Source organism: Exiguobacterium algae (assembly GCF_018617875.1).
In the GTDB taxonomy this organism is placed as follows: domain Bacteria; phylum Bacillota; class Bacilli; order Exiguobacteriales; family Exiguobacteriaceae; genus Exiguobacterium; species Exiguobacterium algae.
Genome location: NZ_JACSKZ010000003.1, coordinates 77293 through 92947, shown reverse-complemented (window position 1 = coordinate 92947; position 15655 = coordinate 77293). Strand labels below are relative to the sequence as shown.

The window sequence follows — 15655 nt, the reverse complement described above, 5'->3', positions numbered from 1 at the left end:
TGGACGTGAGAGTCCTGATCTTGAGGCATGGCTCACGTGCCACGAATCATAAAAAATAGAGGTCGAAGCAGGCGCTTCGACCTCTATTTTATTTGTTCTTTTGAACCCCATATGTCCCAAATCGCCACAGTTTCTCAAACGGTCCGTAGCGATGGTTTCTCAGCCACCACATGGAGAGGAGAGCCTGCAAGAGTAGGATACTGACACTGAGGAACAATCCTTCAGTCAACGATAATCGGCCGTAAGCCCCCAGTGCGATGACAGGGAGAAAGACGAAGAACGTTTGCGTTAAATAGTTCGTCAGTGCCATCCGTCCCAGTGCCTGGAGCGGTTTAAACGTCCATCCTTTGCGAACAGCAATCGTGAAGAGGCAGATATATGTCGTCGCAAGCAGTTTACCGGAAATCAAGACAGCTAATAGATTCACCCATACATAATTGTACCCATTCCCATAATGATGCCAGATGATGATGGCGAAGAAAGGCAAGGCTGACAAGCTGCAAATGATTGCTGTTCGTGCCAATCCTTCAATACTCCACGTCAATAACTTTCGCTCCCGTCCAATATACAGGCCAAATAAGAAGAGACTGAGGATTTCAAATCCAACGAGGAACGAGTTCGAGAACGCGTTAAAGATTTCGTAAGTGAGCCGATAGTCAAGCCATGGTCCGAATCCTTGATTAAATGCCTCCGGGAATGGCCACCCCGGATAATACGTTCCGCCCATGCGCCATTCGTCGAGCGCGGAAGTCACATAAAGGAGGAACACACTTCCGATGAGCAGTCCCCACGCCCAAGCGAGGAGGGAGCGGTTACGCTGTTTATAAAACAAAGGGAGCAATAATCCCCACATCGCATACGTGTGTAAGATGTCGCCGGACCAGATCGTCAGGTGAATGATTCCAAATAGGAAGAGGATGGCAATCCGACGTATGTAACGGCTAACCGATTCCCCGCGCGCATACGTGCGCTCGAGGAAAATCGAGAAGCCGATTCCAAATAGAAAAGAGAAAATCGTATAAAACTTTGTTTGTACAAACAAATCAAACAATGTTCGAATAAGCAGGTCACTTCCTTCGTAAACCGGGCGACCGAAAATCCAGTCGCTCCCGAGCATACTTGGGATATTGACGAGGAAAATGCCGCAGAGGGCAAACCCCCGGATGATATCATACAGGATAATCCGTTCATTCGGTTGAATTGGGCCAGCCATACGACACGTCCTTTACTGAATTAGAATACTTTCGTCGTCCAAGACTCACAGTTCCAAACGTCTGTGACGATATCCTCATAGAATTCTGGTTCGTGACTGATGAGGAGGACACTTCCTTTGTACTCTTTCAACGCGCGCTTCAACTCTTCCTTCGCGTCGACGTCCAAGTGGTTCGTCGGCTCATCAAGTAAGAGCAAGTTTGTTTCGTTGTTTAAGAGTTTGCAAAGGCGGACTTTCGCCTTTTCCCCACCACTGAGGACAGAGATTTTACTTTCAATGTGCTTCGTCATGAGACCGCATTTCGCGAGCATCGCACGCACTTGCTGTTGGTTGAGTGATGGGAACTCGCTCCAAATCTCTTCGATACATGTGTTGTTGCTCGATGCTGCTTCCTGCTCGAAGTAACCCATTTCGAGGAACTCACCGCGTTCGACTGTTCCTTCAAGCGGGTTGATTAAGCCGAGTAAGCTCTTTAAGAGCGTCGTCTTCCCGATGCCGTTCGCGCCGACGAGGGCAATCTTTTGACCGCGCTCCATTTGAAGGTCGAGCGGACGAGAGAGCGGTTCATCGTATCCGATGACAAGACCTTTCGCATCAAAGATGAGACGTCCCGACGTACGAGCCTGCAAGAAGCGGAATTCCGGTTTCGGACGTTCTGCGCTCAATTCGATGACATCCATCTTGTCGAGCTTCTTCTGACGGGACATCGCCATGTTTCGTGTCGAGACACGCGCTTTGTTTCGTGCGACGAAGTCTTTCAAGTCGGCAATCTCGGCTTGTTGACGCTTATAGGCAGCTTCAAGCTGCGAACGTTTCATCTCGTACACTTCCATGAACTTGTCATAGTCTCCGACGTAGCGGTTCAATTCTTGGTTCTCCATATGGTAGACCAAGTTGATGACGCTGTTTAAGAACGGGATGTCGTGTGAGATCAAGATGAAGGCATTGTCATAGTTTTGAAGGTAGCGCTTCAACCATTCGATGTGCACTTCATCCAAATAGTTGGTCGGCTCATCGAGGAGCAAGATATCTGGCTTCTCGAGAAGCAACTTCGCAAGCAATACTTTCGTACGTTGTCCACCTGACAAGTCCGTGACGTCACGATCGAGACCGACATCTAAAATGCCGAGACCGCGTGCGACTTCTTCTACTTTCGCATCGATGATATAAAAGTCGTTTGAGTCGAGCGTCTCTTGAAGTTCACCGACTTCAGCGAGCATGTCTTCCATTTGTTCAGGTGTCGCGTCTCCCATTTCCATGTAGAGTTCGCCGATGCGCGTCTCCATGTCGATCAAGTATTGGAAGGCACCTTTCAAGACGTCCCGAATCGTCATCCCGCGCTCAAGCACCGCGTGTTGATCGAGGTAACCGACACGGACATTTTTCGCCCATTCAATTTTCCCTTCATCCGGTTGGAGCTTGCGTGTGATGATGTTCATAAACGTTGACTTTCCTTCTCCGTTCGCTCCGACGAGCCCGATATGCTCGCCTTTTAAGAGGCGGAAGGAAACATCATTCAAAATCGCGCGGTCACCAAAGCCATGGCTTAAGTTTTGTACCGTTAAAATACTCATAATTCGTTTTCGTTCCTTTCAAAGTAAACTATCCGATATTGTAGCATGAATTAAATCAAATTAGTACGCCAGTCCGACTGACTGACGAATATGTTCATGTTCTTCAACTGTATGAAGCATGAATTGAGCGACATCTGCACGGGAAATCCGGCTGCCCCCGTCGGGCACCCCATCAAAAGAAGTGCGGTATTCGGATGTCCGTGGACCGTCTGTCAATTGCATGGGACGTACAATCGTGTAGTCAAATGAAGAATGTTTAATCAAGTCGGCCGCTGCACGGTGTTCGCGGAGCGTCTTGCGAAGCATAAATGCGATGGCTTTTCCAAGAATACCAGGCAGTTCGTAGTCGATTCCCGCGGATGCTAAATAAATGACGCGATTGATGCCGTTTGTCTTCATCGCCGGTACGAGCTTGTCGACGACGTTTGCTAAGAAATCGTCCTCATTTAAGTCGGTACCGAGACAGCTGATGACGGCGTCATGCCCCTCCATTGCGGCGCTTAGCGCATTACTGTCGAGTAAATCACCTTCAATGATTTCAAGTTGAGGGGTTGGGATTAGTTTTTTTTGTTCGCGCACATAGGCCGTGATGTCATGTCCATGTTCAATTGCCTGGTCAATGAATTGATGACCTGTCCGTCCGGTTCCGCCTAATACGAATAGCTTCATAGCAGCAAGGCTCCTCTCTGATTTCCAATATATACAGTATACAGTAGTTTCTGAAATCGCGAGTATTCCAAATCCGCGAATCAACTGATTTGCAAACGTACGTTTATCGACTTTTTATAGTCGCTTCAGCTAAACTGAAAGAAATGATCTATGAAGGGGAGACGAGAATGGGAAAAACGGCATTAGTTGTTGGAGCGACTGGATTGATTGGACGAGAGCTCGTGGAGCAATTGCTGGAGAATGACCGTTACGACGCGGTGTGGATTGTTGTTCGTCGTTCAAAGCGCTGGAGTCATCCGAAGTTGCATGAAATTGTCGGATTTGAACAGATGGATGAAACATTACCGCATCTCGATGATGTCTATTGCGCTCTCGGGACGACGATCGGGGTGGCGGGATCACAAGACGCTTTCAAACAAGTGGATTTGGAGCTTCCTCTTGAAGTCGCACGCATTGCCCAAGCACACGGAGCGACCCGTTATGCGGTCGTGTCCGCTCAAGGTGCGTCCCTTCGTTCGCCGTTCTTTTACAATCGCGTAAAAGGGGAATTGGAGAACGGGTTAAGAGTGTTCCGTTTCAAGCATTTAATCATCGCGCGTCCATCGTTGCTCCTTGGGAACCGTGATTCGTTCCGATTCGGGGAGAAAGCCGCGGAATGGGTCAGTCGACCGTTTCAGTCGATTTTACTTGAAAAGACGCCTGACGTCGCGCCGATTCAAGCTTTGCATGTCGCCCGATCGTTGATTATGGCATCTGAAGAGGGCGAAGGTGTCGAGATTTTGACCTCCGGCATGATGCAACGGATGAGTCAATGAGTTAAATACATCATGGTAGGCAAACAAAAAAAGTCGGATGAATGTCCGACTTTTTTTGTGTAGTTTAAATCTTCCGATTAGGAGTGATGTTTTTTTCGACGTTGCAGGTAAAGGACGGAGAGAATGACGACAACGAGAGCCGCAAACCCTACCATATACCAGATGGATTGGTTATCCTCGGCAGATTCAGGTAAGTTGCTGACGCCGGAAGTGGCTTTTTCGAAATAAGCGCTGTTTGTAAATACCGACCCATTCTGGTTTTGAACAGCGATGTTGAACGTCTCTTTCGGTGCAATGAGCGACTGCATCAATGACGAGTCCACAGGCTGGTCATTTGGAGAAATGACAATCAGTGCCTCATCCTTATTCCAAAGAGATGGTTGGATCCAGGCAATTTGTTCGGTCGTTTCTGGTATAAAACCAAATGTCGTCAAGTCGACTTCTCCTTTATTCGAAATGACCCAGTCGGATTGACGTTCTTTCATGAAAGGATAACTTTCTGGATCACCTACTATAAGGATGGAGCGCTCTTCAACCATGTCTTTCGAAAAAGCGTCTGCGGAAACGAAATCAATTTTTTTCGTGGATGGCGGAACCGACAACCCTTCCATGATGTTTCCTAGGTTTTGGAGTCCGAGTTGATTGAGCTGAGGGTCCGTTACGATCACAACACCTTCATCCGCCTCAAAGATACTAGTTAGATTTTGAAATGTTTCGTTGTGTTTTTCATTGCTGGCGGGCGGGATCAAAATTTGACTCTCGTCGGAAATGAACACCCACCGGTCAGCATCGGTCGAGGTACAGGATGTTTCAGAGCGAAGTCCGGTCGCCTCAAACGAGAAATCGAGAGAAGGATTGCGGCCCAGTGTCGTACTGTCGATGTCAATGGTGTGGGTTGACCACGCTTCTTCCTCAGTCGACTGCTGGAGGGGGATCGAGTAAGGGACTTCATTAATCCATGCTGTGAGCTCGGGACGAATGTCGTTTTCATTGTTCGAAAGCAACTCATCGGCGACTTTGTATTTCAGTTCAATCTTGACTGTTGCGTTTTCATCAAGCATAGGAAGCGCTTGGTAATAGCGTGTGCTCGCAGGTTCGCTACCACTCAAATAAAGGTCCTTTGCCCCTAATGTCTTCAAGGTGATGTTCGTCTGAGCAGGGCGTGGAGCAGGTGCACTGTTTAATACAAGGCGTTCTCCATTCAATTGAGCACGCTGTTGTTCATCCAGAAGATAATCCAGTGTCCCTTCAAAAGCTTCTCCATTTTGAGCTAAAACGAATAAAGCATCGGTTTGATCGGATTGATTTTTTAAGGTCACCCGTTCAAATAACACATCTTCGTTTTGTAAATCCGGATTCAGTTGTTCAATCCATTTGGCGACCTCTCCTGAGAACGAATCGATCTCACCGACGAAAATGTAGCGACCTTTCAACGTATCGATGGACCGGTCGTATTGGAGCGAAACATTATTACCATCTTGCGCATCTCGCTTCAATTCGCGATAGAGCAATAGTCCCGCCTCTAACTCTTCCGTGTTCGCTTGTTGCGGGAGCACGATTGTTAACGGGTCATTATACGTTTGTACGAAAGGGTGGGGATAATCTTCCAGTGAGAGGGAAGAGGTACTTTCACTTAATCCGACGAAACTGGAAGGGTGAATCGTCAACCAACTCCCACTCGTATCCCCTTCGTCGCATAACCGCCCTTTTACGATACCGGTGTATGCGAGTTTCACCTCATGCGTCCCTTTTGTTAATTGGGAAGTGGTCAAGGGAATCGTCACATTTCCTTCGGTCGTCGCTTCAGATAATGCGGTTGATTTAACCGGCTCCCCGTCAATTCTGATTGTGAGAGCTGAAGGCGGAATGAGTAGTTCAGAGTGTGTCCAATCGATTGATAACACCTTATTTTTCCCCGGCTTTTCGTCAGTGAGTACCGTATACGTATACGTACGTTCTGATTTTTCGCCAGGCAACACATCATCCATTTCCAAAAAAGAAATGGCGCTGCTTGTATTAGCAGATGAGATGGGTAGAGAAGAAGACACTGTTGTGGCAAAGGCAGGTGTCGTTGCAGTGAGAAGAATTCCTAAAGCAACGAGAACGATGCGTTTTTTCATGATGATTCTCCTTTTCAATAATCAACCGAATCGGTCTGTTTTGTACCATTTGACATCCTGGTTAAAGAGGACGCGTTTCATCTCAAGGTAAAGCGAATAAATTACTAGCACAATCCATAGTTGGCTGTACGTAAAATACATAAGAATGACGGTGAAAAAATTTTGGAGATTAAATTCAGATCGTTCGATACTGAGTGTTACAAAGACTTCTGTGACAAACAGAAGGAAGGCAAGAATCCATAAAACCATGGTCATATTCCCGACCTCTAACCCGATATCGAAAAATAGGTTGAGAACAAAGAGTGAATTCGACAAAATGACGCCGAAGAAGAATAAGAAATAGGTGAAAAAGAAGTAAAAAATATCAAATACGATTTTTTTACGTTTCAATTCGAATAGCTGCCCCATAAACTTGAGGACAACATATTGGTTCCCCCGGGCCCAACGCGTGCGTTGCTTCCACCACACTTTTAAGGTTTGAGGCTCTTGTTCCCACGTAATCGCAGCTGGGAAAAAGCGGATGTGCCAACCGAGTTCGTAAACACGAATCGTCAGCTCTGTATCTTCGGCCAATGCCTTCTCATCCCACCCTCCCAACTCGTCGATGATGGAACGTCTGATTGAAAAGTTTGTACCGGGTATAGTGGCAATCCGGAACCATTTCCAACGCCCGGCCTGTGCCATCCACTGAAAACAAATCGTTTCGATATTGATCAGCCGTGTGAGAAGTGTCTCGTACGCGTTTGTCACGCGAAACTTTCCGACGATGGCGCCCGCGTCAGGGTCGTTCAATAACCCCATGACGAGATAATAAACCCCGTCTTTTTCCGGTGTGTTGTCCGCATCATACACGACCAGTATTTCTCCGCTGGATTGAGTCAGTCCGTAGTTGAGAGCGGAAGACTTTCCTTTTCCGGCATATTCGGGCGTCGTCTTCACGACTTTAATGAAGGGGAAGTCGTCGGCGAAAGATTGAGCGATTTCCCCGGTGCGGTCAGAAGAATTGTCATTGATTAGAATGACTTCGAGTCGATCTTTCGGATAGTTTATCCGGGACATCGCCCGAAGCGTGGCGGCCACCACGACCTCTTCGTTGTGAGCAGGAATGAGCACAGACACTTTTGGTAAGTTGACCATCTTCTTTTGCCACTCCGGAATCGGCTTTCGATAGGTCATGAAATGCCAAAATCCACCTTGCATCAAAAACATGTGATAGAGGAGCATCGTCCAAATCATGATGAGAGAAAACACGAATAGCATGTTAGCCACGAGGTGCACGCTCCTTAAATAATCGTTTTTTTCGTTGAGTTCTCAGATAGAAAGTATAGAGACTGAAGGCTGCCACGGCTAAAAATGTGACCACTGCGAGAAGGAACAAGGCTTGTTCAAGGAAAGAGTGAGGGGCAAAACGTTGTACCCAGGCACTCCATACGCTCCGCTGATCCTCTACAATGAATTGACCGGACGCATCTACTCGAATAGACAGGTTAGAAGTAGTAACTGTCGGGTTGGTTTCTCGAAGTGACAACCACCGGAAATGGGGGGTACTTTCCATCATTTCGACAATCTCCGGTACGTATTCGATTCCTAGATAAGGATGATAAAAGGCTCCGATCATCGACTCCCGAACAAGTAACATTTCGTCGCGAGCTTGTTCCATTACTTTTACTGGATCAGACAGTTGTGGATCGACAAAACCAATCGTTTCCGGATAAAGCGTCATATAGTTCAAAAAAGGAGGATTTGTCACAAACGGTACGCTCGTCATGACATCCCATTCTTCCTGTCCCCACTGGACTTGCCCGAATATATTCGTGAAGTAATCAGCAGTTAATTCATATCCCGTATGCGACATCGCATAGTGAGGTGCTTCAAACCCAAGTGGATGGAGACCTAACGTAGTCAGGTCCCTCACGCCACGCTCTAGTTTATCGCGGATATAAGCTTCTTCGCGGGCATGCATTTCCTTTTGATAAGATTGATAGTCGTTATGATTCGCAAATGCCTCTTTTGACTGAAGAATAGGGGCTTCTTCACTTGCAGGTCCAAAAATCGGCTGACCGTTCTCTACATCCCAAAATTCAAAGCCCTCCCCGGTTTCGGAAGAACGGTATTGGTGAGTATAGCCGTGTAGTAACACGGTGGCCCCTCGGTCTTCTAATTTTTTTAATACTTGGAGTAATTCAGGTCTGTCGGAGAATTGAACGACATTGCCTGTCTCGGGATCCGTATAGATTGGGACGACGGCCATCAGTATGGGAACGTGGTGATCAAGTAAATAAGTGCCGACTTCGTCTACTAATTCCGGGTCGGCAGATGGGCTAACATCTTCTAAGCGCAAATAACCGACATGTTCTGCTTTGGCCTGTACATCAAAAAAATCAAAAAGTGTATCGGAAAAGAGAAGGTGTGAGCGGTTGAGTAAAGTGGATAGTCCTGCGTAGTAGTTGTGTTGATAGGAGAAGATGACTGGTAAGTGTTGGTTGGATAATGTGAGGGCGTGTGGTGTGACTTTTTGGAGGTCTGTTGTGACGATTACAGGTTCGTTGCCTTCGAATTCAACTTGTTTGCCCGATCGTTCCTGCTCAAAATGGGAGACGGACACGATTCGTTTGAAAGAGAGTGCATCGAATGCTTGTAAAACCGTTGCGGATTGTCCGATGGCGTATAACGGAATCTCTTGTTCATCGATGAGTTGTTTGGCTTTTGGAAGCAGCTGACCTTGCTGATGATAAACAAAAAGATGGGTTGCTCCCTCAAATGAATCAGACTCGAGGTTACGGTCTCGAACCACCTGAATCTGATCGGAAAATCGAGAAACAAGCGTTTCCAGCTTCAGAACATCCGGCGGAATTTCTTCGTCAACCGAAGTGTAGATGATCAGAACGTGAGGCGTTTCCTTCGCTGAAGCCGGTGAAGCATAAAACAGGAGGCAGAGCGTTCCGATCAGTAAAAAAAATTTATAGAGCATTGGATTTCAACTCGTTTCGTAAAAGAATGAGAACCTCTTTAGGCTCGATAACTTTAGTATCTTCAGAAATCGTATAGTGCGCGACATGGTTTGAGAACGTGACAACCTTTCCACGCTCAAGCTCGAAATCTCCGATTATGTCTTTGAAACGGTGATATAAGATCTCCATGTTTTCTTCGGCAGTATGTGGGAGAATGAACGCAAAATCTTCTTGCGATAGACGAAACTTTTTATCTGTAGCTCTCGTTGATTCGTACAGTTGTTGCCTAAAGAAACGGATGAACCGGTTATATTCGGTTTCCCCATACAAATCATAGAATGTCGACAAATAATCAATCCTCAGTAACAAAACAGTAAAAATACCGCCATGTCGTTTTATTCGATCCATCTCCATCTGTAAGTCCAATTGGAATCGCTCCTCATTATCAAATCCCGTTTCAGCATCGACAGCAACCAGATCATGAACTTGCTGTGAAAGTTGAGAGTTGGTAACTTGGAATCCTTTAATTTGATCATGGATTGAACCCGTCAGTACCGTTAAACCTACAATACTGACTCCGAAGATGAATAAAGAAGAATCATTGAATAAAAGAAAGTCTTCCTGTGGTCGAATCAGTAAATTCCAAAAATATAAACTGCCGAATAAGAACAGGATCACGAGCGTGGTAATCAGCCCGCCCCGCAGTCCGAAGAAGAGAGCAACGATGACCGCCGTCGCGACAAGGGCATGTGCCTCTAAATCAACCGTTCCGAGTGAGGGCATAAAAAGAACAAATGCGATCACACCAGCGATGAGGAATAAAATATTCAATAGCAAAAATGTCGTTTTACGGTGCAATATCCCCATGTGCGATTCTCCTTTCAGCTAAGAGTGGAAGCAGGTTGTCAAACGAATGCGTCTCTTTCGTTATGACGTCTATATACCCGCCATAATAAGGAGAGGCATCATCTTGTACGGATAATTCGTATAAATGTTCCAACGTTTCGGTGGCGAGTGTCATTTCATTTCGTTCCATCAAGTAAAAAATAACTAAAGCATATACCGCTTGCGACTCATACTGAACGACAGGTTGTTCGGTACGTCGGTCATAGCGGCCATAGACGATTCCATTTTGAAGTTCTGATACTAAAAAAGTGAAAAACTCGGTAGTGTTTAGCCCGAATTGTTCATACCGGAGAGCAACATATAATTGATCGATAAGATTGATTGTATTGTCGAAGTGGTATGTTTTATGTTGGGTATCATAATATTTGGCGTAGAAGGGTCCATCTGTTGGTGCATTTTCTAATAGCCGCTTGGCCGCCACGACCCGCTCGTTCGAAAGAGAGTTGAGCATATCATAATCGAGATAGCTTAGTGTGACACGGCTTCCCACTTCCTTCGTATTTAAATCGGTAAAATCCACTGGAAGTCCGTCCACAAAACTATAGGAGTCTAATGCCGATTGAATCTCTTCAGCAAGCAGTGCATAACTCGGAGTTGAAAAAGTTTCTGCAGCCCGAATCAGTGCGCGGCAAATTCTGGCGTCGTCAATCCAGGCATTCGTAGGGTTGGCTTCAATCGACATCGTATTTCCTTTAAGCTCCCATGACACCATCCCGGATTCGTGTAAGAAATAGTGACGCAATACTTTCACTTGGGCGGCAAATTCATCACTTCGTCCCTCATTCACTAAAAAGAGCATATATAACCCGAGCGATTCAGATAAATATTCATTTCGCCGTTTTAATAAATCGGTTCGGATCAACCCTTGTTCAGACAATAAAAAGGTACGGATGAATTGTTCTGTCGGATACGCACTATCAAAGGTCGGATACATTTGAATGGAGGACGTCATGTCATCTTTTGGCGTAAACAGCGAACAACCAGCCAGCAATGTAACACAAAGCGGAATCTTTATCCATTTCATGTAAAGACGCCTCCTTCTACAACTACATATTCCACTATCTCGGTCAGATAATCATGGTTCATATGAAAATCAGGGAAATAGCGGTGTTATGAAAAGATTATCATCATTTCTTTGTTAAATTTTCATGATTTAGAAGGCTCATTTACGTAATATGAAGTCTTAAAAAAGCTCTCACCGAATAACGGGTGAGAGCTTTAGACTATCGTGTTCTTCAATCTCGAATTCGACTCAATATGGCAGTCGTCAGGGCGACGACGGTTCCTAAAACCAGTCCGTTCGAGAAGACGGTTGCGAGTAGTGGTGGGAGCTGATTCATGGAGCCGGGTGGTAACAGCATTGCCCCTGCACCGATGATGAGCGGGAGTCCGACCGTTAAGGAAGCGGTTTTTTGATTTAACTCGAATGCAGCCTCGTTAATACCAATGATCATCATTGTCGCGATGAGCGGGGTGACGAGGGCATAGCCGACAGCCGCAGGAATGCTGGCGATGAGCGATACGAACGGTCCAAACAACGCAAGGACGAGCATCAAGACATGGGCGACGAGGTGTGGATTACGATGGACACTTTCCGTTGAAGACAAGAAGCCTGCCGTTCCAGAGATGGCGACGGGACCCGGCGTGCCGAATAGACCGGCGAGTATTTGACTGATCCCGCTGACGACGCCAGAAGCCGGGACATTCCCTTTGACAGTGCGTTTTTCACGTGAACTGACAATTCGTTCGATTAGCTTGATGTTTGCCAGGACGTTCGTCATCAGAAGAAGTGTAATGACGAATGCCGTCGGAAGCAAATTCCAATCCCATACCCAACCGCCGAACGGGAATAATTCAGGGATGAGGAAGAATGACTCGGAATGGACAATCGGAGTTCCGAGTCCGAGCAAATTGAAAAGTCCGAAGCCGACGATTAGCGTCAGTACGAGACCGTATTGTTTAAAGCGGCTACGCTCCAACGTCAGCGCAAAGAGAACCAATCCGGCTGTCGCAATCGCTTGGATACTATTGATTCCATCATCCGATACACCGAAGCCTCCTTTAATGACGGCCCCTGAAAGTTGGAGGACGAGTAAAATCATATAGACGCCAAGGACCTGTGGAGTGAACAAAGCGAGCATCCGTCTTAAAATGCCCGTTACTGTGAGCAAGACACCGATGACACCACTTAAAAATAACATGAAGCCTAAGGCCTGAAGTGTTTCCTGTTGACTACCGTACAGGGCAGGTCCGATCGAGGCATACAAGGTGAAGACGCCCCACCAGATACCTGCCGGCCCCTCGAGAATCGGGAGGCGGTGGCCGAGCAGAGTTTGAATGATGCTAAAAAGTGCGAAGATGAAGAGCGAGCGCGAGATGAACGTCATCGTTTCATCTGGTGAGAGTTCAAATAAGGCGGCAATCGAAAGCGGTGGTACAATATTTGTAGCTAAAATAAAAATAAACCACTGAATGGCTGTGGTTACGTTACTCTTGGTCATGGTGTCCCCCTGATCATACTTTTTTCTTATTAGTGTACCGTTATGAAGAAATCGATGCAAATGGAGGGTATATAATGAAGAAATTTTTGAAGTGGACTGCACTGTCCATCGTGGCACTGCTACTCGTCGCAGTCATTGGTTTTTTGGTTTGGACGCAGTTTACATACGGTCCGACAGATGAAGCAGAAACATACGCCGCACAGGCGGTAGAGGAAGAGGGATACCTCGCGTTTGGGGACCCGGCGAGTGAAGTCGGGGTGGTCCTTTATCCAGGAGCTAAAGTGGAGAAAGAAGCATACGCATACTATGGCACGCGCCTTTCAGAAGAAGGGGTATTCGTCGTGATTCCATCACTGCGTCTCAATCTGGGGATATTAGATATCGATGCGGCCGAACCCATTATTGAAAAGTACTCAGATGTGAAGGCGTGGTACGTGGCGGGGCATTCACTCGGAGGGTCAGCCGCTTCCGGATTTGCGCTCGAACACGTATCCCAAGTGGAGGGGGTCATTTTTCTCGCTTCGTACCCGATTCGTTCAATGAAAGATCGTGATTTGAAGGTGTTATCGATTTCAGGAGAGCAAGATGGACTCGCGGTACCGGAAGACATCGAGGCAAGTCGCGATGACGCCCCGGCAGACAGTGAGTTTTATCAGATTAAAGGTGGGAATCATGCCAACTTTGGCATGTACGGTCCTCAAAAAGGAGACCAGGACAGTCCACTGACTTCCAAACAGCAGATGGATGAGGCAATCGGGAAAATTTTAGAATGGTTATAAAAATAAGCGCGCACCTCTTCGAAGGCTGCGCGCTTATTTTTTATCGTTGATCGAGATGATGACTGAGGGTCGTTAACCCGGCTGTTCCGAGTGCGACCGCTCCTCCGACGAGGGCGAGTGTCATGATGGGAGTCGTTGAATAGACAAGCCCCCCGAGCGCTGATCCGAGGCCGATTCCGACATTACTTGCCACAGGCATGAGTGACGAAGCAAGTCCTTTCGCATTCGGATTGAACGCTTCCGCTAAATCAATCAAATAGATTTGTGTCGACGTCGTGAGTAAGATCGCCATGAACGACATGAGTGCGATATTGATCAAACCAAGTGTCAGGCTCGATGTCGTGAAATAGAGCGCGGCGAGAACGAGTGCCTGGATGAGAAAGACGAATCGCAAACGGCCGATCGGATTATGGCTGGCGATTTTTCCGGCAGCCATGTTACTGAAGATTGAAATAAAGCCATATGCGAATAAAATCGGGCTCACCCAAGCGACCGGGACACCGAGTACATTTTTCAAAATCGGTACTAAATACGTATACACAACGTACGTTGCCCCAAATCCGAAAGCCGGAATGAGGAACGCAATGAGGATGCGCGGATTGGTCAGGAGTGTCAACTGCTCACGCAAGGATGCTTTTTCCTGGGACAAATGAGTGGGCAATACACGATAAATCGCAAACCACGCGACAGCACCTAATGAGGTGGTCAACACAAAGGTGGATGCCCAACCAGCCTGTTGGCCGATGAATGTACCGATTGGAACGCCAAAGACGTTCGCCATCGTAAATCCACCAAAGATGAATGAAACGGCGACACCTCGTTTGGACGGGGGAACAGATTCACTGGCGACTAACATGGCCAATGAAATTAATACACCGGTTACAACCGCCGTCATCATGCGTAAGAAAAGCAACATCTCGTACACAGGCGCCAAACTGCTTAATAAGTTCAGAATCGTGAAAATCAGGGTTAAGCCGAGCATCAATTTACGTTTTGGCAAATGGCTCGTCAACGACATCGTGATCGGTGTTCCGATGGCGAACGTGATCGCAAAGGCGGAAACCAGTGTACCCGCGGTCGCGATTGAGATTGTTAAACCGTCTGCGATGTCCGGTAAAATTCCGACGATGACAAATTCGCTCGTACCGAGTACGAATGTCAATAAAGCTAAAGATAATATGAGTGTCCAGTCGTGGCGACTGAGTTTTGTAGCATTCGTCAAGTCAAGTCACTTCTTTCAATACTTAGTGGTTAGACATCAGTCCTTTATAACGTTACAAGATTTCATGCAAAAGAAAAACCTTTTTCTCTCAACTTGAAAGAAAAAGGAAAGTCAGCGCCAAAAGATCGTAGCTTCCACACCGGCATGGTCTGACACGACGGGGCCGTTTTCACCGTCAAACACCACCGCATGACGGGAAACATGGACTGGGGCATTCGTTAACATTAAATCGATGCGCAAAGCTGTTTTGTTCTCATCCCAGCCTGCGATTTTACCATGTACGGTCGCATCGCCCTCACGTTCGGTCGCAAGATGGAACAAGTCCTGTAAGCCATTTTCAATCATATAATCATATCCTTCCCCGCGGACGAAGGCATCATTATTGAAGTCTCCTAAGAGCAGGGCGCGGTCGTCATCCTGGACATGTCGAATCAATTCATCCAGCTGATGCTTCGCAGGATCTTCCGGATCATGCCACCAGCCTAGATGACAGGAATAGATGGTAGTCGGTGAATCATGTCCTTCTACCACGGCTTTGACGATTTTCCGTGATTTGTAGTTCGTTGGGTCCGAGGTCTTTGAGACAAAGAAAGAGTCTGTGGACAGAAATGGCGTCCGAGATAAAATCGCGAGCCCTTCTTCATAAATGTCATATCCGTAGTGGGCGAAGTCCCAGAAAAGATAATAATTCAGACCGAGTTGTTTGAGACGTTCCACAATCACATGTGCAAAGTTGTTTTCACGAATGTTTTTCTCAAGGATCGGTGCCTCTTTATGCTGATTTACCTCTTGAAGCGCAATCAAATCATACTCCTCACTCGCGATCCGCTCGACGATCCATTCAATCTTTTCTTGCTGCCGGTCTTCCAGCCAGGCATGGCAGTTTAGCGTCAAAATATTCATGA

At 46.8% G+C, this 15655-nt stretch carries 13 protein-coding genes; 2 read left to right on the top strand and 11 right to left on the bottom strand.

The features are described from left to right. Positions 1–88 precede the first annotated feature (88 nt). Genes KNP03_RS09225 through KNP03_RS09215 form a run of 3 tightly spaced genes read right to left on the bottom strand, consistent with a single transcriptional unit; the run spans position 89 to position 3456 of the window. Entirely contained in the window at positions 89–1213 is a 1125-nt protein-coding gene (locus KNP03_RS09225; RefSeq protein ID WP_214828580.1) for a DUF418 domain-containing protein, read from the bottom strand. 20 nt (positions 1214–1233) lie between these two features. Beyond that, on the bottom strand, positions 1234–2787 hold the full coding sequence (locus KNP03_RS09220; protein ID WP_015880457.1) for an ABC-F family ATP-binding cassette domain-containing protein: 1554 nt from the start codon (positions 2785–2787) through the stop codon (positions 1234–1236). A 60-nt stretch (positions 2788–2847) separates the two neighbouring features. After that, positions 2848–3456, bottom strand: a complete 609-nt coding sequence (locus KNP03_RS09215; protein WP_214828578.1) for an NAD(P)-dependent oxidoreductase — start codon at positions 3454–3456, stop codon at positions 2848–2850. Positions 3457–3623: 167 nt separating this feature from the next. Here KNP03_RS09215 and KNP03_RS09210 point away from each other — a divergent pair, with 167 nt between their 5' ends. Beyond that, complete coding sequence (locus KNP03_RS09210) at positions 3624–4271, top strand: NAD(P)H-binding protein (protein ID WP_214828576.1); 648 nt, start codon at positions 3624–3626, stop codon at positions 4269–4271. A 77-nt stretch (positions 4272–4348) separates the two neighbouring features. Here the strand turns inward: KNP03_RS09210 and KNP03_RS09205 are convergent, their stop codons facing one another. The 6 genes from KNP03_RS09205 to KNP03_RS09180 form a co-directional block, all read right to left on the bottom strand. After that, positions 4349–6391 carry a cellulose biosynthesis cyclic di-GMP-binding regulatory protein BcsB gene (locus KNP03_RS09205; RefSeq protein ID WP_214828573.1) on the bottom strand — a complete coding sequence of 681 codons (2043 nt, stop codon included), beginning with the start codon at positions 6389–6391 and terminating at the stop codon, positions 4349–4351. Between the two features lie 21 nt (positions 6392–6412). Further along, entirely contained in the window at positions 6413–7660 is a 1248-nt protein-coding gene (locus KNP03_RS09200) for a glycosyltransferase family 2 protein (protein ID WP_214828570.1), read from the bottom strand. After that, positions 7653–9362 carry a DUF2334 domain-containing protein gene (locus KNP03_RS09195; protein ID WP_214828566.1) on the bottom strand — a complete coding sequence of 570 codons (1710 nt, stop codon included), beginning with the start codon at positions 9360–9362 and terminating at the stop codon, positions 7653–7655. Before KNP03_RS09195 ends, KNP03_RS09200 begins: the two co-directional genes overlap by 8 nt. Further along, the gene (locus KNP03_RS09190; protein ID WP_214828564.1) at positions 9352–10209 is read right to left on the bottom strand and encodes a diguanylate cyclase domain-containing protein; all 858 of its coding nucleotides are present in this window, start codon (positions 10207–10209) and stop codon (positions 9352–9354) included. The genes KNP03_RS09195 and KNP03_RS09190 overlap by 11 nt, the downstream gene beginning before the upstream one ends. After that, positions 10190–11272, bottom strand: a complete 1083-nt coding sequence (locus KNP03_RS09185) for a hypothetical protein (RefSeq protein WP_214828562.1) — start codon at positions 11270–11272, stop codon at positions 10190–10192. Before KNP03_RS09185 ends, KNP03_RS09190 begins: the two co-directional genes overlap by 20 nt. Before the next feature lie 211 nt (positions 11273–11483). Beyond that, positions 11484–12749 carry a purine/pyrimidine permease gene (locus tag KNP03_RS09180; RefSeq protein ID WP_214828561.1) on the bottom strand — a complete coding sequence of 422 codons (1266 nt, stop codon included), beginning with the start codon at positions 12747–12749 and terminating at the stop codon, positions 11484–11486. A gap of 74 nt (positions 12750–12823) precedes the next feature. On the opposite strand from KNP03_RS09180, the gene KNP03_RS09175 reads away from it, so the two are divergent. After that, positions 12824–13528, top strand: coding sequence for an alpha/beta hydrolase (locus tag KNP03_RS09175; protein WP_214828559.1), 705 nt, complete (start codon positions 12824–12826; stop codon positions 13526–13528). Positions 13529–13568: 40 nt separating this feature from the next. On the opposite strand, the gene KNP03_RS09170 is transcribed toward KNP03_RS09175, so the two are convergent. Together KNP03_RS09170 and KNP03_RS09165 are read right to left on the bottom strand one after the other, a co-directional pair. Further along, the gene (locus KNP03_RS09170; RefSeq protein WP_214828557.1) at positions 13569–14750 is read right to left on the bottom strand and encodes an MFS transporter; all 1182 of its coding nucleotides are present in this window, start codon (positions 14748–14750) and stop codon (positions 13569–13571) included. Positions 14751–14861: 111 nt separating this feature from the next. Next, complete coding sequence (locus KNP03_RS09165; RefSeq protein WP_214828555.1) at positions 14862–15653, bottom strand: endonuclease/exonuclease/phosphatase family protein; 792 nt, start codon at positions 15651–15653, stop codon at positions 14862–14864. Positions 15654–15655 lie beyond the last annotated feature (2 nt).

Bases quoted from the DNA above. Each gene is read 5' to 3' on its own strand.
- KNP03_RS09225 (WP_214828580.1), bottom strand. From the start codon at position 1,213: ATGGCTGGCCCAATTCAACCGAATGAACGGATTATCCTGTATGATATC.
- KNP03_RS09220 (WP_015880457.1), bottom strand. From the start codon at position 2,787: ATGAGTATTTTAACGGTACAAAACTTAAGCCATGGCTTTGGTGACCGC.
- KNP03_RS09215 (WP_214828578.1), bottom strand. From the start codon at position 3,456: ATGAAGCTATTCGTATTAGGCGGAACCGGACGGACAGGTCATCAATTC.
- KNP03_RS09210 (WP_214828576.1), top strand. From the start codon at position 3,624: ATGGGAAAAACGGCATTAGTTGTTGGAGCGACTGGATTGATTGGACGA.
- KNP03_RS09205 (WP_214828573.1), bottom strand. From the start codon at position 6,391: ATGAAAAAACGCATCGTTCTCGTTGCTTTAGGAATTCTTCTCACTGCA.
- KNP03_RS09195 (WP_214828566.1), bottom strand. From the start codon at position 9,362: ATGCTCTATAAATTTTTTTTACTGATCGGAACGCTCTGCCTCCTGTTT.
- KNP03_RS09190 (WP_214828564.1), bottom strand. From the start codon at position 10,209: ATGGGGATATTGCACCGTAAAACGACATTTTTGCTATTGAATATTTTA.
- KNP03_RS09185 (WP_214828562.1), bottom strand. From the start codon at position 11,272: ATGAAATGGATAAAGATTCCGCTTTGTGTTACATTGCTGGCTGGTTGT.
- KNP03_RS09180 (WP_214828561.1), bottom strand. From the start codon at position 12,749: ATGACCAAGAGTAACGTAACCACAGCCATTCAGTGGTTTATTTTTATT.
- KNP03_RS09175 (WP_214828559.1), top strand. From the start codon at position 12,824: ATGAAGAAATTTTTGAAGTGGACTGCACTGTCCATCGTGGCACTGCTA.
- KNP03_RS09165 (WP_214828555.1), bottom strand. From the start codon at position 15,653: ATGAATATTTTGACGCTAAACTGCCATGCCTGGCTGGAAGACCGGCAG.